Here is a 23,194-nt window from a genome sequence, read left to right as displayed (position 1 = left end):
TCAGTCACGCGGCTTGAGGTCCAGACAGACCGAGTTGATGCAGTAGCGCAGGCCGGTCGGTGGCGGGCCATCGGGGAACACATGCCCCAGGTGCGCATCGCAGCGCGCACAGGTGACTTCGGTGCGGATCATGCCGTGGGAGGTGTCGCGTATCTCGATCATGGCGCGCTGTTCGATCGGCTCGTAGAAACTGGGCCAACCGCAGCCGGAATCGAACTTGGCACGCGAGTCGAACAATGGCAGGTCACAGCAGATGCAGTGGTAGATGCCATCGCGGCGCTCGCTGTTGTACTTGCCGCTGAAGGGTCGCTCGGTGCCCTTCAAACGGCACACCTGATACTGGGCCGGATCCAGCATCTGGCGCCACTCATCCAGGGTTTTGTCGATCTTTTGCATGGGGGGACCTCGGCAGGCTGAATTTCACCTCGCGCCGTCTTTCTTTATGGCGGGGGTGACACGTATATTAGTTGGCTTCTTTTGCCAGCCAGTCTGGCACGCACTCCGCCCTTTTCAAACCTTTTGACGGCGGCGCGCCGCGACTTCTCAATCGGGATCACATCATGCAGTTCAGCAAATCGAACAAGCTCGCCAATGTCTGCTATGACATTCGCGGCCCAGTGCTCAAGCACGCCAAACGCCTGGAAGAGGAAGGCCACCGCATCCTCAAGCTGAACATCGGCAACCCGGCGCCGTTTGGCTTCGAGGCGCCGGACGAAATCCTCCAGGATGTCATCCGCAATCTGCCCACCGCCCAAGGCTACAGCGACTCCAAAGGCCTGTTCAGCGCGCGCAAGGCGGTCATGCAGTACTGCCAGCAAAAGCAGATCGAGGGTGTGGGCATCGAGGACATCTACCTCGGCAACGGCGTGTCCGAGCTGATCGTGATGTCCATGCAGGCACTGCTCAACAACGGCGATGAAGTGCTGATCCCCGCCCCGGACTACCCCCTGTGGACCGCCGCCGTCAGCCTGGCGGGCGGCAAGCCTGTGCACTACTTGTGCGACGAGCAGGCCGACTGGTTCCCGGACCTGGACGACATCAAGGCCAAGATCACCCCAAACACCAAGGCCCTGGTGATCATCAACCCGAACAACCCTACCGGTGCGGTGTACTCCAAGGAACTGCTGCTGGGCATGCTGGAGCTGGCCCGCCAGCACAACCTGGTGGTGTTCTCCGACGAGATCTACGACAAGATTCTCTATGACGAAGCCGTGCACATCAGCACCGCGTCGCTGGCCCCAGACCTGCTGTGCCTGACCTTCAACGGCCTGTCCAAGTCGTACCGGGTGGCGGGCTTCCGCTCCGGCTGGCTGATCATTTCCGGGCCCAAGCAGCACGCCCAGAGCTACATCGAAGGCATCGACATGCTGGCCAACATGCGCCTGTGCGCCAACGTCCCGGCCCAGCATGCAATCCAGACCGCCCTGGGTGGCTACCAGAGCATCAATGACCTGGTGCTACCGCCCGGCCGCCTGCTCGAGCAGCGCAACCGCACCTACGAGCTGCTAAACGACATTCCCGGCGTGAGCTGCGTCAAACCTATGGGCGCGCTGTATGCCTTCCCCAAGATCGACCCGAAAGTCTGCCCGATCCACAACGACGAGAAGTTCGTCCTCGATCTGCTGCTGTCGGAGAAACTGCTGATCGTCCAGGGTACGGCCTTCAACTGGCCTTGGCCGGACCACTTCCGCGTCGTGACCTTGCCGCGGGTGGATGACCTGGAACAGGCCATCGGGCGGATCGGAAACTTCCTGCGTACCTACCAGCAGTAATTGCGCCCCGTCGCGGGTTATCGCCGCCGCCTGGCGATGACCCGCGATGCGCTGCACAACCGTTTCCATGCGTTTTTTCGCAGGAGAGTTCTTACATCCTGCAACGCTCTATCCCACAGTCCTCGCCCTATCCTCTGCCATACTCCGCCGTACACAGTTTGAAATAGTCGGCCGGTTGAATCCGTATGACCCGCCCCTTATATAGCCCGCAGTACGCGACATTTTCATCCGTCAGGAGAACGTAACAACCATGATGCGCATTCTGTTGTTTGTAGCCACCAACCTCGCGGTGGTGCTGGTTGCAAGCATTACCCTGAGCCTGTTCGGCTTCAACGGGTTCATGGCGGCCAACGGCGTTGACCTCAATCTCAGCCAATTGCTGGTCTTCTGCGCCGTGTTCGGTTTCGCCGGCTCGCTGGTCTCGCTGTTCATCTCCAAGTGGATGGCGAAGATGACCACCGGCACCCAGATCATCAGCCAGCCCCGCACCCGCCACGAACAGTGGCTGCTGCAGACGGTCGAGGAGCTGTCCCGCGAGGCCGGTATCAAGATGCCCGAAGTGGGTATCTTCCCAGCCTATGAGGCCAACGCCTTCGCCACCGGCTGGAACCGCAACGATGCCCTGGTGGCCGTCTCCCAGGGCCTGCTCGAACGCTTCTCGCCTGATGAAGTACGCGCCGTGCTGGCCCATGAGATCGGCCACGTGGCCAACGGCGACATGGTCACCCTGGCACTGGTGCAAGGCGTAGTGAACACCTTCGTGATGTTCTTCGCCCGCATCATCGGCAACTTCGTCGACAAGGTCATCTTCAAGAACGAAGAAGGCCAGGGCATTGCCTACTACGTGGCGACCATCATCGCCGAGCTGATCCTGGGCATCCTGGCCAGCATCATCGTCATGTGGTTCTCGCGCCGCCGCGAGTACCGCGCCGACGAAGCCGGCGCCCAGTTGGCCGGTACCGGCGCGATGATCGGTGCCCTGCAGCGCCTGCGCGTGGAGCAAGGCATGCCCGTGCACATGCCCGACACCCTGAAGGCGTTCGGCATCAACGGCGGCCTCAAGCACGGCCTGGCGGGCCTGCTGATGAGCCACCCGCCACTGGAAGACCGCATCGAAGCGCTGCGCCGCCGCGGTTGATCCAAACGCAAACAAAAGGGCGACTTAGGTCGCCCTTTTTCGTTTGGCTGTCGTAAATCCCCACCTCAACGCATCAGCCGATACACCCGCTCGATCAGGCTCGTCATCCCGGCCTGTTCGAATTTCAGGCTCTCCTGGATGATCTGCCGCTCCTCGAGCGTATCCACCTGCCAGCTGGAAAACCCTGTCCGGACCTCGTCGTCCGCCACCGAGAAAGGCGGCCCGTCGAGCCGTGACTGATCATAGTCGAGCGTCACCAGCAGCCCCTTGCAGGCTTGCGGTAACAGTGTCGACAGCAACGCCAGATAACGTTCACGCATGGCAGGCGGCAGGGCAATCACCGCCGCACGGTCATACAGGCCCACGCAATCACCCACATCCTGCGCCTGCAAAGCAAAGAAATCCCCGCACCACAGCTCCACGTCACCATTGCGCCAGACTTCGAAGGCACCCTGCCGGGTTACCTGGGGCGTCAGACCGTGCTCGCTGAAAAAGTCTTCCACAGCCCGTCGAGACAGCTCTACGCCCAGGACCCGATGCCCCTGCCCCGCGAGCCAGGCCAGGTCCAGGCTCTTGCCACACAACGGCACCAGCACGCGACTGCCCTGTGCCAGGCCCAACGTAGGCCAGTAGGTTTGCAGGTAAGGATTGACGCGGGCCTGATGAAAGCCGATCTGATTGTCCGCCCACCGCTTGTGCCAGAACGCCGGCTCCATGCTTCCTCCCGGTTTTTCGATGAAATGCGCTGAAAACTTATATTGGATCTCGATCGGTAACTGATCGAAGATGAACGCATCTTAAACCGCCAGGACCTCGCCATGCTGCCCAGCCTGTTCATTTCCCATGGTTCGCCCATGCTCGCCTTGCAACCTGGTGCCAGCGGGCCGGCTCTGTCCAAGTTAGCCAATGCCTTGGCACTTCCCAAGGCGATCATCGTGGTGTCGCCACACTGGGAGAGCCGCGAACTGCTGGTGACAGGCAACCCACATCCGCAAACCTGGCATGACTTTCATGGCTTCCCTGCCGCGCTGTATGCCGTGCAATACCCTGCGGCGGGTGAGCCGGAACTGGCCCAGCAGGTGAGTGCCCGCCTGACAGCGGCCGGCCTACCCGCTCGGCTGGATACCCACCGCCCCTTCGACCATGGGGCCTGGGTACCGCTGTCGCTGATGTATCCGGATGCCAGCATTCCCGTCATCCAGGTATCACTGCCCAGCCAACTTGGCCCTGCCCTACAACTCAAGGTCGGCGAAGCACTGGCCGGATTGCGCGCCGAAGGCGTGCTGTTGATCGGTTCTGGCAGCATTACCCACAACTTAGGCGAACTGGACTGGCATGCCGGGCCAGATGTGATCGAACCCTGGGCACTGGCGTTTCGGGATTGGGTGGTGGAGAAGCTGACACAGAACGACCGGCAGGCTCTGCTCGACTACCGTCAGCAGGCCCCGTTTGCCGTGCGTAATCACCCAAGCGACGAACATCTGCTGCCATTGTTTTTCGCCCTTGGGGCTGGCGAGCGGTTGGGTATCGTCCACCAAGGATTCACCTTGGGGGCGCTGGGAATGGATATCTATCGGTTCGACTGAAAGGCCGACACACGCAATACCCAATGCAGCGGCAAAAAAAATCCCCAGCCTAGGCCGGGGATTTTTCATTGCACCAGGATCAGTCCTCGCGGTAGCGGCGCAGCTTCAGCTGCTTGCCAGCTACACGGGTGTCCTTGAGCTTGGACAGCAGACGCTCCAGACCGTCTTCGGGCAGCTCGATCAGGCTGAAGCTGTCACGGACCTGGATACGGCCGATGGCGTCACGCGCCAGGCCGCCTTCGTTGAGGATCGCACCGAGCAGGTTCTTGGCGGCGATACCGTCACGGGCACCCAGGGCGGTACGGCAACGCACGCGGCCTTCAGCCAGCGGCATCGGCGCACGACGCTCGCGATCACCACGCTCGCTGCGCTCACCGCGATCGGAACGCTCACCACGCTCACGCGGGGCGAAGGTAGGCACCAGCGGCTGCTCACGCTCGACCGAGGTCAGGTCCAGGGCTTGGCCGTTGGTGGCCTTGCGCAGCAGGGCCGACGCCAGAGCACGTGGGCTGCAACCCAGGTCCGCGGTCAGGCGATCGAACAATTCGCCATGGCTGGCTTCTGCCTCGGCAACCATCGGCGCCAGGCTTGCGGTCAGCTTCTTGATACGCGCATCGAGCACGGCTTGCGGGTTCGGCAGACGGGCTTCAGCGACCTTCTGCCCGGTCACGCGCTCGATGACCTGCAGCATGCGACGCTCACGCGGGGTGACCAGCAGCAGCGCACGCCCCTCGCGACCGGCACGGCCGGTACGGCCGATACGGTGCACGTAGGACTCAGGATCGTACGGCATGTCGACGTTGAACACGTGAGTGATGCGCGGTACGTCCAGGCCTCGGGCAGCGACGTCGGTGGCGACGACGATGTCCAGGCGGCCATCCTTGAGCGAGTCGATGACGCGCTCACGCTGGTTCTGGGCGATGTCACCGTTCAGCGCGGCAGCCTTGTAGCCCTTGGCTTCCAGCGCGGCGGCCAGGTCCAGGGTGGCTTGCTTGGTACGCACGAAAGCGATCAGCGCGTCGAACTCTTCCACTTCCAGCAGTCGCAGCACAGCCGGGATCTTCTGGTCGGCATGGACCATCAGGTGGGCCTGGTCGATCGCGGTGACGGTCTGGGTCTTGCTCTGGATCTTGACGTGCTTCGGCTCGCGCAGGTGGCGCTCGGCGATGGAACGGATCGAAGATGGCAGGGTGGCGGAGAATAGCACGGTCTGGCGCGATTCAGGGATGGCCTTGAAGATTACTTCCAGGTCGTCCATGAAGCCGAGCTTGAGCATTTCGTCCGCCTCGTCGAGTACCAGGTACTGGACGGTGGACAGGACTTTTTCGTCGCGGCGCAGGTGGTCGCACAGGCGGCCAGGGGTGGCGACGACGATCTGTGCGCCGTTACGAATGGCGCGCAGTTGTGGGCCCATCGGGGCACCACCGTACACAGCTACCACGTTCACGCCTGGCATCTGCTTGGCGTAGGTTTCGAAGGCGGTGGCTACTTGCAGCGCCAACTCACGGGTTGGCGCCAGGATCAGGGCTTGCGGTTCGCGCTTGCTCACATCGATCTTGTTGAGGATCGGCAGGGCGAAGGCAGCGGTCTTGCCGGTGCCAGTCTGCGCCTGGCCGATCATGTCGTGACCGGCGAGGATGATCGGGATCGATTGTTGCTGGATGGCCGATGGCTCTTCATAGCCTGTAGCCAGCACGGCGGCAACGATGTTCGGGTGAAGATCGAGAGCGGCGAATCCGCCGGTTTCCTGGGTCATGGGTCTGCCTCTATGTGCATCCGCAAAGACCCATGCTCCAAAGCTGCACATGCCTTGAAAGACCAAAAGGTCACCCAGGCAGCTTTGGCGGCGGGGATTTGCGAAAACGATTGAAAAAGGAACGTCTTGGGAAGGTCCGCCTAGCGGACGTGCAGCCGAAGCTGGACTCGGAGGGTTTGCACCACCTGATTTTTGAGGTCCGCTAAAAGACCGGCGCGTACTATACCCGAATTGATGCTGGACCGTGAGATTTTTTTCAGTTGTGAAGGCCAGTATGCAGCGGTCACCTTCATGCGGCTGAATCGTTTCCACCTGCGTGATGGTAAGGGGCCGCTTCGCGCCCCAATCGCAGGCTATCGCCAACGCCTACAAGATGCCCCTGCCCTTCAGGTCGCCGGCCGGACTGCCTTGATCAGGTACTCCAGCGAATACCCCAGCTGCGGCGCCAGGGCCTCGGCGCGCTCGCGCAAACCATTCAGGTCCAACGTTTGGTCCAGGTCTGCCGGCACCAGCAGGATGACGTTCCCCTCCTTCACCGGAAGCTCCCAGTAATGGCGGTGGTACAACCCACGCAACAGAGCCGCGCCCAGCGGCCGGCCATCATCGCCAGCCCACTGGTTGATCACCAGCCAGCCGCCGGGGTTGAGCTGCTTCTGGCAGTTTTCCAGAAAGCCCCAGGCCAGGTGGCCGACGCCCGGCCCATGGTCGGTGTAGAGGTCGACGAACAGCAGGTCGGCTTTTTCGGCAGTGGGCAGCAGCTCCAAGGCATCGCCGACCCGCACATACAGCCGCGGATCATCATCAAGGCCCATGTACTCCATGGCCAGGCGCGGCACATCCGGCCGCAGTTCGATGGCTTCGACATCATCCAAAGGCAGGAACTTCAAGCACGCCTGGGTCAAGGTCCCGGCGCCCAACCCCAGGAACAACGCGCTCTCGGGCTGTTCATGGCACAGTGCGCCCACCAGCATGGCGCGGGTGTAGTCATACTCCAGCCAGCTGGGGTCGGCGGTAAACGTGCAGCTTTGCTCGATGGCATCGCCAAACTCAAGGAAGCGGTAGTCCTCCACCTCATAGACGCTGATGACCCCGAAGGCATCCTCGACCCGGGCCAACAACCGCTCTTCCCGCTCCGTCCCCATGACCGACACCTGCCTGCGCAAAAGCCGACATTCTCCGCCAATGCCCCCGGTGCAACAAGCGCGCCGCCAACTGTTACCATGGCGATCATGCCTATAGCCGAAAACACCGAGCCTGTGATGAACCGACCCTGGAGTCCCGATAGCTGGCGCGCCCTGCCGATCCAGCAGCAACCGACCTACCCCGACGCCGCGCACCTGCTCAAGGTCGAGCAGACCCTGGCCAGCTACCCGCCCCTGGTGTTCGCTGGCGAGGCCCGGGAGCTGCGCCGGCAGTTCGCCGAGGTCACGCAAGGCCGGGCGTTCCTGCTTCAGGGCGGCGACTGCGCCGAAAGCTTCGCCGAGTTCTCTGCCGCCAAGATCCGTGACACGTTCAAGGTGTTGCTGCAGATGGCGATCGTGATGACCTTCGCCGCCGGCTGCCCGGTGGTGAAAGTCGGACGCATGGCTGGGCAGTTCGCCAAACCGCGCTCCGCAGGCGACGAGACCATTGGCCAGGTGACACTGCCGGCCTATCGGGGCGACATCGTCAACGGCATTGGTTTCGACGAGCAAAGCCGCGTCCCGGACCCCGAGCGCCTGCTGCAGGCCTACCACCAGGCCACCGCCAGCCTGAACCTGCTGCGTGCTTTCGCCCAAGGCGGCTTTGCCGACCTGCATCAAGTGCACAAGTGGAACCTGGACTTCATCGCCAATTCGGCGCTGTCGGAGAAGTACCACCAACTGGCCGGACGGATCGACGAAACCCTGGCCTTCATGCGCGCGTGCGGTCTGGACAGCGCGCCACAACTGCGCGAAACCAGCTTCTTCACGGCACACGAAGCCTTGCTGCTCAACTACGAGGAAGCCTTCGTGCGCAGCGACAGCCTGACCGGCGACTACTACGACTGCTCGGCGCACATGCTGTGGATCGGCGACCGCACCCGGCAACTGGATGGCGCGCACGTGGAGTTCCTGCGCGGGGTGCACAACCCCATCGGCGTCAAGGTCGGCCCAAGCATGAACCCCGAGGAACTGATCCGCCTGATCGACACCCTCAACCCGACCAACGACCCGGGACGCCTGAACCTGATCGTGCGCATGGGTGCCGGCAAGGTGGGCGATCACCTGCCCGGGTTGATTCGCACCGTCGAGCGCGAAGGCCGCAAGGTGCTGTGGAGCTCAGACCCGATGCACGGCAACACCATCAAGGCCAGCAGCGGCTACAAGACGCGGGATTTCGCACAGATTCTCGATGAGGTGCGTCAGTTCTTCCAAGTGCACCAGGCCGAAGGCTCGTATGCCGGCGGCATCCATATCGAGATGACGGGGCAGAACGTCACGGAATGCATTGGCGGCGCACGGCCGATCACCGAGGACGGATTGTCGGATCGCTACCACACCCACTGCGACCCACGGCTCAATGCCGACCAATCGCTGGAACTGGCATTCCTGATCGCTGAGACGCTCAAGCAAGTGCGCCGCTAAGGCCTCAATCGCGTCGACTGTTTCGCGGCTAACCCGCTCCTACACGATCAGCGGTGATCCTTGTGGAAGCGGGTTTACCGCGAAACAACCACCACAACACCCAATCATTTACGCAGTGGGTCATCCCAGAAGGGCCGTTCGGCCTCCTGCTGGATGTCGGCCCGGCTCAGCCCCAGGTCATGCAAGGTCGCATCGCTCAGGCTGAGCAGCTCCCGACGCTGACGGTACAACTGGTACCAGCGAAGAATCTGCGCCAGTGCGGCCTCTCCCAGGTGGGTGAACGAAAAGGCAGGTTTGACGTACAGGGAAGTGATCTGACCTTTCATCTTGAAGCCCTCCGTGAAGATGGCTTCAGTCTCGCGCCCGGCCTAAGATCAATCCAACGAATGTTTCTGATGCCATGCATCTCGGAGATTGATGCAATGTCCCAGTACCAGAATCTGGATTCGGATGTTCTGCGCACCTTCGTTGCGATCGCCGAGCAAGGCGGTTTCACCCGCGCCGGAGAGGTAGTCAACCGCACCCAGTCGGCGGTGAGCATGCAGATGAAACGCCTGGAAGAAGACATCCTCCAGCGCCAACTGTTCGAGCGCGACGGTCGCCAGGTACGCCTGACCGCCGAAGGCCAGGTCCTGCTCGGCTATGCCCGGCGCATCCTCAAGCTGCAGGGCGAGGTATTCAACACCCTGCGCATGCCGCACATGGTCGGCGTCGTGCGCATCGGCACGCCAGACGACTATGCCATGCGCTTTCTGCCCACCATTCTTTCAAGCTTCGCCCAGGCGTATCCGTTGATTCAGGTCGAGGTGCACTGCGACTCGTCAAAGCAACTGATGCTGCGCCAGGATCTGGACCTCACCATCGTTACTCGCGAGCCCGGCAACGAGATCGGCCAGCTACTGCGCCAGGAGCGTCTGGTCTGGGCGGCCGCCCAAGGCTTTTGCCCCCAGGAGCAACGACCCATGCCCCTGGCCTTGTTCAACACCGATTGCTTCTGCCGCGCCTGGACGTGCAATGCCCTGGAGAGCCAGGGCATCGATTACCGCATTGCCTACACAAGCCCGAGCCTTGCGGCGATCTTCGCCATCGTCACCGCAGGCCTGGCGGTGACGGCCCAACTGCAGAGCCTGATCAGCGGCAACCTGCGCACCCTCGGCGAGCAGGAAGGCCTGCCACAACTACCCCTGGCCAACGTGATGCTGCTGCGCAACACGCAGCATCAGTCGCCCATCACCGACTGCATGGCCGATTACATCGTGGAAGGGTTCAAGTAGGGAGCGGAACTACCGCTGTCTAAAGCTCGAAGGCCAGCATCACCGCACAGACCACCAAGAAGACACAGAACAACGTACGCAGTACTTTTTCCGGCAGTGCGTGGGCAAGCTTCACCCCCCAGCTGATGCTGAGCAGACCACCGATGGCCAGCGGAATGCCGGCGTACCAGTCGACGCTACCGTGCACGCCATAGGTGACCAAAGTCACCAGGGTGCTGGGTGCGGCCAAGGCCAGGGACAACCCTTGCGCCACCACCTGAGTGGTGCCGAACACGCTGGTCAGAATCGGCGTGGCCACCACCGCCCCGCCCACACCGAACAACCCGCCCATGGCACCGGCAAAGCTGCCCAGCACGCCCAGCCATGGCCAGGGATAGCGCAGCTCGGTGCTTGGCGGTGCGACTGGTAGGAACATCCGCGCCACATTCCATACCGCCAGCGCCACCAGAAAGCCCACAAAGCCCAGGCGCATGGAATGGGCATCGATGCCCACCGCCCAGATCGACCCGAGCCAGGCGAACAGAAAGCTGCACACCGCCAACGGCAGCGCATGGCGCAGCTCGATGCGATTGCGCTGGTGATAGCGCCACAGCGCCAGCAACACGTTCGGCACCACCATCACCAACGCCGTGCCTTGGGCCAATTGCTGGTCAAGGCCGAACAGCACCCCAAGGGCCGGGATGGCGATCAGGCCGCCACCGATGCCGAACAGACCTCCCAGGGTGCCCAGGGCTGCGCCCAGCGCTATGTACATCAACCACTCGATCATCAGGGCCTCACCTATGTTCAACGATGCCTGCATGCTAGCGATGGATACCTGGCGGGGAAACGCACAGCAGCGCACAATGGCTTTGCGTATTTCGCACAAGCAGAGTCGACATGAGCCCCGATATCCTCACCGAACAATTGAGTCTGTTCCTCGATGTGCTGGAAACCGGCAGTTTTTCCGCCGCTGCCCGGCGCCATCCGCTGACGCCTTCGGCCGTGGCCCGGCGCATCGACAATCTCGAGCAGGCGGTGGGTAGCCGCTTGTTCGACCGCAGCACCCACGCCGTACGCGCCACGCCCGCCGGCAAGGCCTTCTCCGAACGGGCCCGACGCATCATCGAGGAGTTGCGTCTGGCGCGGGCCGAAGCAGTGTCGTTGAGCAGCGCGCCGGAGGGCCTGATCCGCATCGATGCCCCCGCTGCGTTCGGGCGCCGCCACCTGGCCCCGGCCATTGCTGATTTCCTGGTGGCCTACCCCGGCCTGGACGTGCAGTTGCGCTTGATCGACAGTTTCGTCGACCTGCACGGCAGCCATCTGGGAGAAGTCGATCTGGTACTGCGCGCAGGCCCTCTGGCCGATACCCGCCTGGTGGCGACACCCCTGGCGTACATGGTGCGCATCGCCTGCGCCAGCCCCGCCTACCTGGCCAGCCGCGGCGTACCCGCCAGCCCCAGCGAGCTGCCGGAGCACCATGGCCTGGACTGGGACGGCCTGGCGCCCCCCTTCGCCTGGCGTTTCACAGTGGATGGCCAGGCACGTCTGTATCGCCCTGCACGCATGCGCATGGCTGCCAACAACGCCGAAACCTTGCTGTTCGGCGCCTTGGCCGGGCTCGGCATCGCGCATCTGCCCACTTGGCTGATCAGCGACTACCTGTTGCGGGGCGAACTGGTGCCCTTGTTCTGCGACAACGGCCTGCCTCCGGCAGAAAGCAGCGGCATCTATGCAATGCGCCTTGCACATGAAACGAACTCTCGCAGTCGCTTGCTGCTCGAATTCCTCAAGAGCCGCTTCAGCCCGATCCCTCCTTGGGATCTGGCCCTGCGCAGCGAACTGCGCGGGTAGTGAGCGCGCTAACCATCAGCGTGCTAGATTTTTACCTGAACTCATTGAAGGACCTGCATGAACGCCACCACCAACGCCCCTTGCGACGAGCTGCTGCTGGACAACCAGGTCTGCTTCGCCCTGCACTCCACCTCGTTGCTGATGACCAAAGTCTACAAGCCGCTGCTGCAAGCCTTGGGCCTGACCTATCCGCAGTACCTGGCCATGCTCGTGCTTTGGGAGCAGGACGGCCTGACCGTGGGCGAGATCAGCCAACGCCTGCTCACCGATCCGGGCTCGCTCACGCCCTTGCTCAAGCGCCTGGAAAGCGAAGGCCTGCTCAAGCGCACCCGCAGCCGCGAGGATGAACGGGTGGTACTGGTCGAACTGACCGACAAAGGCCGCGCCCTGCAAGACGAGGCCAAACGCGTGCCGCCTTGCATTCTGCAAGCGAGCGGGCGCAGCATCGAACGCCTGCAACAACTGCAAGCGGACCTGCTGGAGCTACGCGCCAGCCTGCAAAAAAACCTCTGAGGACTATGCTGGGAAGGCCGTTCCGATGAGCGGCGGCAAATTTATCTTGCGCGCAAAATAATTGAACGCTAATTTAAATCCCGTACTCACCCAGCGCCATGGCGCACAGCACACAAGCGAGGCTCAAGATGCAAAAGGTCACTCCTCTGTACATCGCCGAAGCAACCTCCACTGGCGGGCGCGATGGCAAATCCCGCTCCAGCGACGGCAAGCTCGAGGTCAAGCTGAGCACCCCCAAGGAACTGGGCGGCGCAGGCGGTGAAGGTACCAACCCGGAGCAGATGTTCGCCGCTGGTTATTCGGCTTGCTTCATCGGCGCTCTGAAGTTCGTCGCTGGCCAGGCAAAGAAGCAATTGCCGGCAGACAGCTCTATCACGGCCAAGGTCGGTATTGGCCAGATCCCCGGTGGGTTCGGCCTGAACATCGACCTGCACATCAACCTGCCGGGCCTGACCCAAGCTGAAGCCGAAGAATTGGTCGAAAAGGCGCACCACGTTTGCCCTTACTCCAACGCCACCCGCAACAACGTAGATGTAAGGCTGCATGTGACCGTCTGAACCTTTTCGCGGGTAACCCTGCTTCCACCGGGCTCGTGGTGATCTTGGGGGAGCGGATTTGCCCGCGAAGAAGGCACTACGGCGCATGACATGAACACGTTGCAGTGACATAAAAAAACCCGGCCGAGGCCGGGTTTTTTGCGATCGCAAGAAGGATTACTTCTTGGAGCGGCCCTTGAAGCTGCCGTCGCGAGTGTCGATGTCGATCATCTCGTCGATCTCGATGAAGTCGGCAACCTGTACTTCGGTACCGTTGGCCAGTTTGGCCGGCTTCATGACCTTGCCCGAGGTATCGCCACGCGCGGCGTTCTCGGTGTAGACAACCTGACGGCTGATGGTGGTCGGCAGTTCGACCGATACGACTTTCTCTTCGTACATGGTCAGGGCGCAGACGTCCTGCATGCCTTCTTCGATGTACGGCAGAACGGCGTCGATGTCTTCGGCGTTCAGTTCGTACATGGTGTAGTCGGTGGTGTCCATGAAGGTGTAGGCATCACCGCTGATGAAGGACAGGGTGACTTCCTTGCGATCCAGGATCACGTCGTCCAGCTTGTCATCGGCGAAGTAGACGGTTTCAGTCTTGTAGCCGGTCAGCAGGTTCTTCAGCTTGGTCTTCATGATCGCGCTGTTGCGACCGGACTTGGTGAATTCGGCTTTCTGTACCAGCCACGGGTCGTTGTCGATCCGCAGTACGGTACCGGGTTTCAGTTCTTTACCAGTTTTCATTACGAAGTATCCGAATCTGGATGGATTTATAAAAATCGAGGCCGCATATCATAGCCAATTTCGGTAAAACTGTACCAGCGTCGTGGCAAGGTCCGGCCGAGCGGCCTGAGCGGCGCTCCATTGGCGGGCATGGGCGACGAGTTCCGGCCAATGCTCACGTACCCCGCGCCAGGCGGCTCCCATGTCCTGATCCATGTTCCAGGCACGCCAGAGAGCGACCAGCGCATCCCCTGTTTTTTCTGATAGGCCTTGGCGATAAAGCGTGAGAAAGGCCTCGAGCTTTTCCCAATGTGCGTTCTCTTCCTGAACATAGATGTGCCACAGTAGCGGCCGGCCGGCCCACTGGGCGCGCACGAACGAATCCTCGCCGCGCACGGCATTGAAGTCGCAGGCCCAGAGCAACCGGTCATAGTCCTCTTGGCTGACGAAAGGCAGGATCTGCACCGTCAACGCGCCCCGGCGCTGTACATCACCAACGCCCAAGGTCGGCGCCTCCAGCCAACGACGTACATCGGCCAGGATACGCCCCTCTGGCACCAACAGATGGCTGGGCTGGGCATCCTCGGCCAGGGCATCGAGCCAGTTGCCCAATTGCGGGTTTTCGTAGGCGAACAGCGAAATCAACCGCGCGCCCTCCTGCGCCTGCACACCCAACCGCTGGAGAAACGCCTGACGCGCCAGCGAATCCGCCTCGAAGGCCTCCCGCTGGGCCAGCAGCGAGCCCTCGCGCAGCAAACCGCCGGTCCTGTCGGTGAATCCAGGGAAGAAGAAGATCGTACGCAGGCCATTGGCCTGTGGCGAAGGCAGGCCGTGGCAGCCCTCCACCCAGTCTTCGGCACTGAGGTATTCAAGGTTCAGCCACAACCCAGGGGGGGTACGCAGGCGCAGGGCCTCGATGTATTCCGCAGGCAGCCGACAGCCGAAGGCGCCGATCACCACCTCAGCGGGTTCCACCGCTTGCCACTGGGTCGGCCAGTGCCGCACATCAACGCCCGCCTGCCATTGCTGCGAGGCGCCGGCATCGGCTTGCGGGCACAGGCGCACGAACGCGGCCAGGTCATCCACCCACAGGCGCACGGCCAGGCCCTGCTCAGCCACCAGTTGCCGGGCCAAACGCCAGGTCACGCCGATATCGCCGTAGTTGTCCACGACCGTGCAGAAGATGTCCCAGGTGGCTTTCATTGCCCACTCCCCTCTCCGCGCGGAAAAACCGCCGATTTTGCGGATAAATTGTCGCAGACGAAAGCGCGAGGCTGAAAATATTGACCGCCACCATGCGACAATGCTGGCCAAGAACCGCTTGCCAGGAGGCCATCATGCCCCGTCACCGCGAACTGAAGATTACCCTCAAGCCTGTGCAGTTGATCCTCTGCGTGGCCTTGGGCCTGTGGCTCGGCGCCGTGGCCATCGCCCTGAGCCTGTGGCTGGCCTGGCAGTGGTGGCCGCAGCAGGTGCAACCGGTGGCCCAGGCCATTGCGCCGAGCTCCTATGCCCCTGCGCCAGCACCTGCCCAGCCCGCTGATGCCCAGACCGAGATGTTCGAACGCTACAAGGTCATCCTGCAGGAACAGGAGGCCCGCCAGGCCGCCGATGCCGCCCAAGGCAACCCGCGCAACCTGAACAACCCCAAGTGTCAGTTCTGGCTGCAACAGAACCGCACCGCCCCCACCGACAAGAGCCAGGCCAATGTGCTGGAATTCTGCTACTGACCATGAACAAGCCCACCCTGCTCACCCGGATCGTCGAGACCCTCGCACGCGATGAAGAGGTGCTCCGGCGCGCCGCCCAGGCCGCCTACGAAGCCGCTACCGCCGAAGAGAACATCGCCGAGAACAAGTACGACACCCTGAGCCTGGAAGCCTCGTACCTGGCCACCGGCCAGGCCCGCCGCACAGCCGAGATCCGCCAGTCGCTGCTGGCGTACCAACAATTGCTGCTGCGCGACTATGATCCTGCTCGCGGCATCCAGATCAGCAACCTTGTCACCCTGGAAGACGAAAACGGCGATCAGCGCCTGCTGTTCCTGGGTCCGGAGGCCGCTGGGCTGAAGATCGGCGCAGGGGATGAGCAGGTGACGGTCATCACCCCGCGCTCACCCTTGGGGCAGCAGTTGCTGGGCAAGAAGGTCGATGACGAGGTGAGCCTGATGGTGTCCGGGGTGGCGCAGATTCAGGTGGTGATCGAGGTGGTCTGAGCGGCCCCCTTTCGCTGGCTTCCCGCAGACGGATCACCGCAAAACTACAACGTTTCCAGGGCATTGAAGCGCCTCGGCAACCCCTGTTCGGCAAAGCGCTGCACCACAAAATCGATGAACGCCCGGGTCTTGCCTGGCAGCAGCTTGTGCTCGGCGTAGTACAAGCTGATATGCCCATCGTCGACATACCAGTCCGGCAGCACTCTGCGCAGCCGCCCGGCCACCAGATAGGGCACCGCGAACGGCAGGCTGACCAAGGCAATGCCCAACCCCTGCTCGGCCACTGCGCAGGCAGCGTCCGAATCGCTCATGGTCATTGCCTGGTGCAGTTGCAAGGGCCGCTGTTCCTGCCAACGGCTGGTCAGCGGCCAGGAACGCACGCGGCCGGTCTGAGGCGAACGAATCAGGATGCCGGCATGCCGCGGCAAGACCTCGGGCGCGTCGATCGGCCCGTGCCGTTGCAAATAGTCAGGTGCTGCCACCAACACCCGGTGCGCAGGTGTCAACTTGCGCGCCACCACGCCCGGTGGCAGCTCGAAGCCGCCGCCGATCGCGGCATCGAAGCCCTGGCCAATGAGGTCGACCTGGCGATTGTCGAAATGCCAATCGGGGATGATCGCCGGATAGCGCTGCAAGAACTCCCCTAGCATCGGCAATACGTACAGTCGCCCGAACACCGTGCCCATGCTCACCCGCAACGCCCCGGCCGGCTGGCCTTCAGCGCTGGCCAGGTTGGCCATGGCGTACTGGATGGTGCGAAAGCTGTCGCTCACCTCGCCCAGAAACCGCTGCCCCGCTTCGGTCAGGGTCAGCTTGCGGGTGCTGCGCTGGAACAACCGCACACCCAAACGTGCTTCCAACTGGGCAACGTTCTTACCGACGGCCGCCGGGGTCAGGGATAGCCGCCGGGCCGCCTCGGCGAAACTGCCTACCTCGGCGCTGCGAATGAAGCACTCCAGCGTGCTGAACGATTCCATGGCCATGATTATCAACCCAAGGTTTACTCTGCCAATAGCGATTGCCATCTTATCAGCAGGTAATCCACGGTCGATACTGGCGTCCATCCAAGGCATCCGGCCTTGCTTCGAAGCAGGAGATCAGCATGTCCAACGCATTCAACCTCAATGGCAAGGTGGCCCTGGTCCAGGGCGGTTCCCGCGGCATCGGCGCGGCCATCGTCCGCCGCCTGGCCAAGGAAGGCGCCCAGGTCGCCTTCACCTATGTCAGCGCCACCGACACCGCCGCCGCACTGGCTGCCGACATCAACGCCAACGGCGGTCAGGCCCTGGCCCTGCGCGCCGATAGCGCCGATGCCGTCGCCGTGCAGCAGGCCGTGCAGGCCACCGTCGAAGCCTTCGGCCGACTCGACATCCTGGTGAACAACGCCGGCGTGCTCGCCGTGGCCCCGGTGACCGAGTTCGACCTCGCCGAGTTCGACCGCATGCTGGCCATCAATGTACGCAGCGTGTTCGTTGCCAGCCAGGCCGCGGCGCGTCACATGGGCCAGGGCGGACGCATCATCAACATCGGCAGCACCAACGCCGAGCGCATGCCGTTCGCAGGCGGCGCACCCTATGCCATGAGCAAGTCGGCGCTGGTCGGCCTGACCCGTGGCATGGCCCGCGACTTGGGTCCGCAGGGCATCACCGTGAACAATGTGCAGCCTGGGCCGGTGGACACCGACATGAACCCGGCCTCGGGCGAGTTCGCCGACAGCCTGATCCCGCTGATGGCCATCGGGCGCTACGGGCAGGCCGACGAGATCGCCAGCTTCGTGGCTTACCTGGCCGGGCCTGAAGCCGGCTATATCACCGGCGCCAGCCTGACCGCCGATGGGGGCTTTGCCGCCTGAGTATCGCCCTGCTCATAGGTCAACCCGCTCCCACCAGGATCACCGCGATCCGACAGGAGCGGGTTACCCCGCGAACACAATGGCGAGACCTCAAAGTGGTTGCAGATGCGCCTGAAGCAACTCGAGAAACGCCCGCGCCGCAGGCGTCGGGCTGCTCGACCACACCGTATACAGATGACGCACCGGCGCATCGTCCAGGTGTGCCATAGCCACGCCTTGGAAGCCCTGAGCGATACGCTCGGGGACCAAGCCCACGGCCATGCCGCGCTGGACGAACTTTTCCACCAGGCGGATATGACCGATCTCGAACTGCACCCGACGCTGCACACCTGCCGCCAAAAATGCTTCATCGGTCTGCCGGCGCGCACCGGTACCCTCGGGAAAGTCCACCAACACCTGGTCCGAAAGCTCCGCCAGGGCCAGTTGTCCACGATTTGCCAGAGGATGGCCCGGATGCAACACCGCCACCAACGCCTCACGCGCCAGCAAACGATGCTCCACGCCCTGCAGCGTCTCGCCTTGCCACAAGCCAATGAACCCGACGTCCAGGCGACGCTCGCAGACATCGGCCACCAGCCATTCGCTCTTGGCGGTCAACCAGCGGATGTCCACATCCGGGTAGCGTTGGTGGAACACCGCCAGCAGGTCGACCAGATCGAGCGCCGTGAGCGAACTGATTTCACCGATCGCCAACCGTCCTCGCACCTGGCCGCAGGCTGCGGCGACGTCCTCCGGGATGCGCAACGCCGCCTCCACCGCAGGGCGAGCGCTGAGCACGAAGGCTTCCCCGGCCGGCGTCAGTCGTACCCGCCGCGAACTGCGCTCGAAGAGGCTCACCCCCAACTGCGCCTCCAGCCGCGCCACCTGATGGCTGAGCGCCGACTGCACTACATGGCAACGTTCGGCGGCGCGGGTGAAACTGCCGGTGTCGGCCACGGCCAAGGCATATTCGAGCTGCTTGAGGTTCATGGATTGATCTGTTTTAGAGATAGATAAGTTGAAAACTATACATTGGCGTCATGCCGCGCACTTCCCGATACTTGCCTTCACTTCCGATTGCCCGCAACGAGAGCAGCCATGACCACCCCCTCCCTGAGCCGCGCCTTGATCCTGCTGATGGCCACCGCCACAGGCCTCGCCGTGGCCAGCAACTACTACGCCCAACCCCTGCTACACAGCATCGCTGAACAGTTCGGCCTGGACACCGCCAGCGCCGGAACCATCGTCATCGCCGCCCAGCTCAGCTACGGGGCTGGCCTGTTGCTGCTGGCACCGCTGGGCGATTTGTTCGAACAGCGCCGGCTGATCGTCTGCATGGTCGCCATCGCCACCCTGGGCCTGGTGATCAGCGCCTGCGCGCCGAGCCTGCCCTGGCTGTTGCTGGGCACAGCGCTGACCGGCCTGTTCTCGGTCGTGGCCCAGGTGCTGGTGCCCATGGCCGCCACCCTCAGCGCCCCGGAGCAACGCGGCCGCGCGGTGGGCACGCTGATGAGCGGCCTGCTGCTGGGCATTCTCTTGGCGCGTACTGCCGCAGGGTTCATGGCAGAAATCGGCGGGTGGCGCAGCATCTATGTGCTGGCTGCGGTATTGATGGCGGTGACCGCCATCGCCCTGTATCGCAGCCTGCCGCAGCATCATTCCCATGCCGGGCTCAAGTACCCGGCCCTGATCGGCTCGGTGTTCCGCCTGTTCGTCGAGGAGCCGGTGCTGCGCCTGCGCTCGCTGCTGGGTCTGCTGGCGTTCAGCCTGTTCGCCTTGTTCTGGACACCCCTGGCTTTCCTTCTGGCCCGTGAGCCTTACCAGTATTCCGACGCCGTGATCGGCCTGTTCGGCCTGGCGGGTGCGGCGGGTGCATTGTCGGCCAACTGGGCTGGACGCCTGGCCGACCGTGGCCAGGGCTCGCTGGGCACTACCGTCGGGCTGGTCGCTTTGCTGCTGTCGTGGGTGCCGCTGGGCTTTGCCCAGAGTTCGCTGGTGGCCTTGCTGATCGGGGTGCTGGTGCTGGATCTTGCGGTGCAGTTGATACACGTCAGCAACCAGAACGCAGTGATCGCCCTGCGCCCCGAGGCCCGTACACGGCTCAATGCCGGGTACATCACCTGCTACTTCATCGGCGGTGCGCTGGGTTCGCTGCTGAGTACGCAGCTGTTCCAACGCCAGGGCTGGATGGGGATCGTCGTGGCTGGACTGATCATCGGCACGCTGGCCCTGGTGGTATGGGCGCTGGCCGAGCGCAAGCGCAAGCTGACTGTGCAGACGGCATGACTGTCTGACCTTTCGCGCCCCCACCGGATCTGCGCTGCTCTTGTGGGGGTTATCGAGGCGTCAAACCGCCAGGAAGCAGACTCCGCGGTGGATGGCACCGCCGAACCTGTGGGAGCGGGTTCACCCGCGAAAGGGCCGGAGCAGAGGATCATCGTTGCTCCTGCCCGTGGGATAACCCGCAGAAACCGCTCCATCCTGCGGCAATGCGCCATCCACCCTCCGTCACCTGCCCGTTGACTTGCTAAGCGCCACAGCGCTCAGTAGGCGCTGGTCAAAGCCCTTTCCCGGACAGGACGACACAATGACAAGACTCACGGTGCAATCCGGCGATTTCTTGCAAGGTGAAGGCGAGTATCGCAATGGATCGCTCACACTCAAGACCCCGCGCAGCCCATCGCCAGGCGAGCGGATTTCCCTCACTCGCATCCAGGACCTCAGGCTCGCGAGCCTCGAGCCCAGTCGCAGCCTGGGCAGTGCCATCGGCTGGGGCGTGGCAGGTGCCTTGGTGGCCGGGCCCGTCGGTCTGCTTGCCGGGCTCTGGCTCGGCGGCAAGGACGAAGAGGCGACATTCCTGGCGACCTTCAAGGACGGTCGCAAATTGATGGCCATCACCGATGGCAAGACCTGGTCGAAGATCGACGACAACTGGCGCAAACAGCAGCGCGCCCCCGCTCGCTAACCATTTTCTCCACCTAATCGTTTCAGTCGCCAGGCACCTGCGAAATGCAGGCGCCTGACGCGTTCGTGCCTGCTACCATGGCGCCCTTTTTGCCCGCCCGACGCAACGTCGGCGGCGCCACCCTGCCTGACACCCCGGCATCCGCCCGACCAGCGCCCAGCCTTCAAGGAGCCCTGCATGACCCCGCTTCGCCCTCGCCTGCCCCTTCGCCTGCTTGGTCTTGGACTTGCCCTGCAGAGCGTCCAAGGGCTGGCCGATGACAGCGTCACCCTGGCGCCGCTGCGCGTATCGGAGGTTTACGGCGAGGAAGGTTATCAAGTCCGCGAAGCTCAGGTGGGCGGTCTGCAGCCAGGTCCGCTACTCGACACGCCAGCCTCGGTCAGCGTGTTCGGTCGCCAGCTGCTGGACGATCGCCAGGTCCGCACGCTCAGCGAAGTACTGCAAAGCGACGCGTCGGTTGGCGAAAGCTACGCGCCGGTCGGCTATTACGAGAACTTCAGTGTGCGTGGCTTCGAGCTCAATGCCGCGAGTAGTTACCGCATCAACGGCCAGACTATCGCCGGCGAGCAGAACGTGGCCCTGGAAAACAAGCAGCAGGTGGAACTGCTCAAGGGGTTGTCGGGTTTGCAGAGCGGCGTGTCGGCGCCTGGTGGCCTGATCAACTACGTGACCAAGCGTCCCGAGGACGTGCGCAGCGTCAGTGTATCGACCAACGAACAAGGCGAGCGCTACCTGGCCACGGATCTCGGGGGCTGGTTCGGCAGCGAGCGCCAGTTCGGCCTGCGCGCCAACCTGGCCCATGAGGACATCCGCTCCTACGTCGACCATGCCGATGGCAAACGCGACTTCGCCTCCCTGGCATTCGACTGGCAGATCAATCCCGATGCCACACTGCAGCTCGATGCCGAATACCAACACCGCGAGCAATTGTCGGTCCCCGGGTATCAATTGCTTGGCGGCACCGAGGTGCCCCATGGCGTCGACCCTGACGACCACCTGGCCTACCAGCGCTGGGCCAAGCCCGTGCAGAACGACTCGCTGAACCTGGGTGGGCGGTTCGATTACCGCTTCAGCGATGCCTGGAGCGGCACGCTGAGCGCCTCGCGCAGCAAGGTGGTGATCGATGATTACAGTGCGTTTGCCTGGGGCTCGGGAAACGATGCCTTCTTCGGCAATAACGGGAACTATGAGATGTATGATTTCCGCAGCCCTGATGACACTCGACGCATCGATGAAGCCCAAGCCATGCTCAACGGTCATTTCGGCGCATTAGGCGTGATGCATGAATTGACTGTCGGTTCTAGCGCCCAGCGCCGCACGCTCGATCAGCGCCCGAGCTACATGGAATGGATCGGCACCGGCAATATCTATACCGGCGCGCCAGCGAAAGACCCTTCCGACAAGCCCATCGGCTCCAGCGAACGTCGCCTGGACAGCCGTCAATACGGCCTGTTCATCAGCGACAAGATCACCTTCAACGAACAATGGCAAACCATTATCGGTGCCCGCGAAGTGCGCCTGGACGAAAAAACCTGGAATGAGAACGGCGATGCCGGCCGCCATACCCAGCAATACCAGTTGCTGCCCAACGCCGCGCTCATCTACAAGCCACAACCCGACACCACGCTCTACGCGAGCTACTCCAAAGGGCTGTCAGCCGGTGGAACCGCGCCCTGGTTCGCCAGCAATGCCACGGAAATCCTCGCCCCCACCCTGTCGCACCAGATGGAGCTGGGCATCAAGCATGACTGGCAGGGCATGAGCTTCAGCGCCGCGCTGTTCCAGATTCGCCAGGCCTATCAATACGCACGCCCGGACAGCAGCGGCTTCACCTATGTGCAGCAAGGCCAGCAGAAGAACACCGGCCTGGAAGTGGGCGCCAGTGGCTGGGTGACCTCGCGCCTGCAAATCCAGGCCAGCGCCGCGGCCATTCACGCCCGGGTGCAAAATAGCGGTACCGACGCCTACGAAGGCCACCAGGCGATCAACGTCCCTCGCCTGCGCGCCGCGCTGCAGGCCGACTACAGCCTGCCGGTCCCGGGCTTGGCCCTGCTCGGTGGCGCCCGCTACAGCGCCAGCAAGTACGCAAGCCAGGCGGGTAATGTCGAGGTGGGTGGCTATACGGTGTTCGATCTCGGCAGCCGCTATCGCACCCGCATCGGCGGCTATGACACCGTGCTGCGCCTGACGGTGGACAACGTCTTCGACAAACGCTACTGGCGGGATGTGGGGAACTACCTGGGCGACAACTACCTGTTCCAGGGCGCACCACGCACGGCACGGTTGTCGGCCTCGGTCAGCTTCTGAGGTCTGGAGCCCATCGCGGAACAAGCTCGCGCCTACAAGGCCGTCGCACCCCTTGCAGGCGCGAGCTTGTCCCGCAGTGGGACGCACGGCACTTTTGGACAGGAAACAAAAAGCCCCCGGGCATTTCTGCGCGGGG

Annotated in this window: 23 protein-coding genes and 1 pseudogene; 14 read left to right on the top strand and 10 right to left on the bottom strand. The window is 63.0% G+C overall.

Annotation, left to right across the window (positions count from 1 at the left end):
- Window positions 1-396: a peptide-methionine (R)-S-oxide reductase MsrB gene (gene msrB, locus IEC33019_RS02870; RefSeq protein ID WP_070092608.1), complete on the bottom strand. Its 396-nt coding sequence runs from the start codon at window positions 394-396 to the stop codon at window positions 1-3.
- A 164-nt stretch (window positions 397-560) separates the two neighbouring features.
- Here msrB and IEC33019_RS02865 point away from each other — a divergent pair, with 164 nt between their 5' ends.
- Together IEC33019_RS02865 and htpX are read left to right on the top strand one after the other, a co-directional pair.
- Window positions 561-1,772, top strand: coding sequence for a pyridoxal phosphate-dependent aminotransferase (locus IEC33019_RS02865; protein WP_070092609.1), 1,212 nt, complete (start codon window positions 561-563; stop codon window positions 1,770-1,772).
- 250 nt (window positions 1,773-2,022) lie between these two features.
- On the top strand, window positions 2,023-2,910 hold the full coding sequence (gene htpX / locus IEC33019_RS02860) for a protease HtpX (protein WP_070092610.1): 888 nt from the start codon (window positions 2,023-2,025) through the stop codon (window positions 2,908-2,910).
- Between the two features lie 65 nt (window positions 2,911-2,975).
- Here the strand turns inward: htpX and IEC33019_RS02855 are convergent, their stop codons facing one another.
- Window positions 2,976-3,626, bottom strand: a complete 651-nt coding sequence (locus tag IEC33019_RS02855) for a thiopurine S-methyltransferase (RefSeq protein ID WP_070093770.1) — start codon at window positions 3,624-3,626, stop codon at window positions 2,976-2,978.
- A 102-nt stretch (window positions 3,627-3,728) separates the two neighbouring features.
- On the opposite strand from IEC33019_RS02855, the gene IEC33019_RS02850 reads away from it, so the two are divergent.
- Entirely contained in the window at window positions 3,729-4,496 is a 768-nt protein-coding gene (locus IEC33019_RS02850; RefSeq protein WP_070093769.1) for a DODA-type extradiol aromatic ring-opening family dioxygenase, read from the top strand.
- Between the two features lie 79 nt (window positions 4,497-4,575).
- On the opposite strand, the pseudogene IEC33019_RS02845 reads toward IEC33019_RS02850, so the two are convergent.
- Both IEC33019_RS02845 and IEC33019_RS02840 read right to left on the bottom strand, forming a co-directional pair.
- A pseudogene (locus tag IEC33019_RS02845) lies at window positions 4,576-6,286 on the bottom strand (DEAD/DEAH box helicase).
- A gap of 352 nt (window positions 6,287-6,638) precedes the next feature.
- Window positions 6,639-7,394 carry a spermidine synthase gene (locus tag IEC33019_RS02840; protein WP_070093767.1) on the bottom strand — a complete coding sequence of 252 codons (756 nt, stop codon included), beginning with the start codon at window positions 7,392-7,394 and terminating at the stop codon, window positions 6,639-6,641.
- Between the two features lie 117 nt (window positions 7,395-7,511).
- On the opposite strand from IEC33019_RS02840, the gene IEC33019_RS02835 reads away from it, so the two are divergent.
- A complete protein-coding gene (locus IEC33019_RS02835) occupies window positions 7,512-8,858 on the top strand; it encodes a class II 3-deoxy-7-phosphoheptulonate synthase (protein ID WP_070093766.1) in 1,347 nt (448 codons plus the stop codon).
- A 104-nt stretch (window positions 8,859-8,962) separates the two neighbouring features.
- Here IEC33019_RS02835 and IEC33019_RS02830 read toward each other — a convergent pair whose 3' ends face one another.
- Window positions 8,963-9,184 (bottom strand): DUF1127 domain-containing protein, encoded by a 222-nt coding sequence (locus tag IEC33019_RS02830; protein ID WP_070093765.1) that lies wholly within the window; start codon window positions 9,182-9,184, stop codon window positions 8,963-8,965.
- Between the two features lie 96 nt (window positions 9,185-9,280).
- Here IEC33019_RS02830 and IEC33019_RS02825 point away from each other — a divergent pair, with 96 nt between their 5' ends.
- Entirely contained in the window at window positions 9,281-10,132 is an 852-nt protein-coding gene (locus tag IEC33019_RS02825) for a LysR substrate-binding domain-containing protein (protein ID WP_052352446.1), read from the top strand.
- Between the two features lie 19 nt (window positions 10,133-10,151).
- Here IEC33019_RS02825 and IEC33019_RS02820 read toward each other — a convergent pair whose 3' ends face one another.
- Window positions 10,152-10,901: a sulfite exporter TauE/SafE family protein gene (locus IEC33019_RS02820; RefSeq protein WP_070093771.1), complete on the bottom strand. Its 750-nt coding sequence runs from the start codon at window positions 10,899-10,901 to the stop codon at window positions 10,152-10,154.
- Between the two features lie 110 nt (window positions 10,902-11,011).
- On the opposite strand from IEC33019_RS02820, the gene IEC33019_RS02815 reads away from it, so the two are divergent.
- The 3 genes from IEC33019_RS02815 (at window position 11,012) to IEC33019_RS02805 (ending at window position 13,035) form a co-directional block, all read left to right on the top strand.
- The gene (locus tag IEC33019_RS02815; RefSeq protein ID WP_070093764.1) at window positions 11,012-11,965 is read left to right on the top strand and encodes a LysR family transcriptional regulator; all 954 of its coding nucleotides are present in this window, start codon (window positions 11,012-11,014) and stop codon (window positions 11,963-11,965) included.
- Between the two features lie 57 nt (window positions 11,966-12,022).
- Window positions 12,023-12,478, top strand: a complete 456-nt coding sequence (locus IEC33019_RS02810; protein ID WP_070093763.1) for a MarR family winged helix-turn-helix transcriptional regulator — start codon at window positions 12,023-12,025, stop codon at window positions 12,476-12,478.
- Window positions 12,479-12,606: 128 nt separating this feature from the next.
- Complete coding sequence (locus tag IEC33019_RS02805; protein ID WP_099593022.1) at window positions 12,607-13,035, top strand: organic hydroperoxide resistance protein; 429 nt, start codon at window positions 12,607-12,609, stop codon at window positions 13,033-13,035.
- A gap of 156 nt (window positions 13,036-13,191) precedes the next feature.
- Here the strand turns inward: IEC33019_RS02805 and efp are convergent, their stop codons facing one another.
- Both efp and earP read right to left on the bottom strand, forming a co-directional pair.
- The gene (efp, locus tag IEC33019_RS02800) at window positions 13,192-13,761 is read right to left on the bottom strand and encodes an elongation factor P (RefSeq protein ID WP_062573262.1); all 570 of its coding nucleotides are present in this window, start codon (window positions 13,759-13,761) and stop codon (window positions 13,192-13,194) included.
- Window positions 13,762-13,809: 48 nt separating this feature from the next.
- Window positions 13,810-14,943, bottom strand: coding sequence for an elongation factor P maturation arginine rhamnosyltransferase EarP (gene earP, locus IEC33019_RS02795; RefSeq protein WP_070093761.1), 1,134 nt, complete (start codon window positions 14,941-14,943; stop codon window positions 13,810-13,812).
- 134 nt (window positions 14,944-15,077) lie between these two features.
- On the opposite strand from earP, the gene IEC33019_RS02790 reads away from it, so the two are divergent.
- Complete coding sequence (locus tag IEC33019_RS02790; protein ID WP_070093760.1) at window positions 15,078-15,470, top strand: hypothetical protein; 393 nt, start codon at window positions 15,078-15,080, stop codon at window positions 15,468-15,470.
- A gap of 2 nt (window positions 15,471-15,472) precedes the next feature.
- Window positions 15,473-15,955 carry a GreA/GreB family elongation factor gene (locus IEC33019_RS02785; protein WP_070093759.1) on the top strand — a complete coding sequence of 161 codons (483 nt, stop codon included), beginning with the start codon at window positions 15,473-15,475 and terminating at the stop codon, window positions 15,953-15,955.
- A gap of 44 nt (window positions 15,956-15,999) precedes the next feature.
- Here the strand turns inward: IEC33019_RS02785 and IEC33019_RS02780 are convergent, their stop codons facing one another.
- A complete protein-coding gene (locus IEC33019_RS02780; RefSeq protein ID WP_070093758.1) occupies window positions 16,000-16,938 on the bottom strand; it encodes a LysR family transcriptional regulator in 939 nt (312 codons plus the stop codon).
- Window positions 16,939-17,057: 119 nt separating this feature from the next.
- Here IEC33019_RS02780 and IEC33019_RS02775 point away from each other — a divergent pair, with 119 nt between their 5' ends.
- Entirely contained in the window at window positions 17,058-17,807 is a 750-nt protein-coding gene (locus tag IEC33019_RS02775) for a 3-oxoacyl-ACP reductase family protein (RefSeq protein WP_070093757.1), read from the top strand.
- Between the two features lie 90 nt (window positions 17,808-17,897).
- Here IEC33019_RS02775 and IEC33019_RS02770 read toward each other — a convergent pair whose 3' ends face one another.
- Window positions 17,898-18,776, bottom strand: a complete 879-nt coding sequence (locus IEC33019_RS02770) for a LysR family transcriptional regulator (RefSeq protein ID WP_070093756.1) — start codon at window positions 18,774-18,776, stop codon at window positions 17,898-17,900.
- 108 nt (window positions 18,777-18,884) lie between these two features.
- Here IEC33019_RS02770 and IEC33019_RS02765 point away from each other — a divergent pair, with 108 nt between their 5' ends.
- From IEC33019_RS02765 to IEC33019_RS02755, 3 genes are all read left to right on the top strand, one after another.
- On the top strand, window positions 18,885-20,072 hold the full coding sequence (locus IEC33019_RS02765; RefSeq protein WP_070093755.1) for an MFS transporter: 1,188 nt from the start codon (window positions 18,885-18,887) through the stop codon (window positions 20,070-20,072).
- A 301-nt stretch (window positions 20,073-20,373) separates the two neighbouring features.
- Complete coding sequence (locus IEC33019_RS02760) at window positions 20,374-20,751, top strand: hypothetical protein (protein WP_070093754.1); 378 nt, start codon at window positions 20,374-20,376, stop codon at window positions 20,749-20,751.
- 177 nt (window positions 20,752-20,928) lie between these two features.
- Window positions 20,929-23,058 carry a TonB-dependent siderophore receptor gene (locus IEC33019_RS02755; protein ID WP_070093753.1) on the top strand — a complete coding sequence of 710 codons (2,130 nt, stop codon included), beginning with the start codon at window positions 20,929-20,931 and terminating at the stop codon, window positions 23,056-23,058.
- Window positions 23,059-23,194 lie beyond the last annotated feature (136 nt).

The organism is Pseudomonas putida (assembly GCF_002741075.1).
In the GTDB taxonomy this organism is placed as follows: Bacteria; Pseudomonadota; Gammaproteobacteria; order Pseudomonadales; family Pseudomonadaceae; genus Aquipseudomonas; species Aquipseudomonas putida_T.
This window is presented reverse-complemented; position numbering and strand designations above follow the sequence as displayed.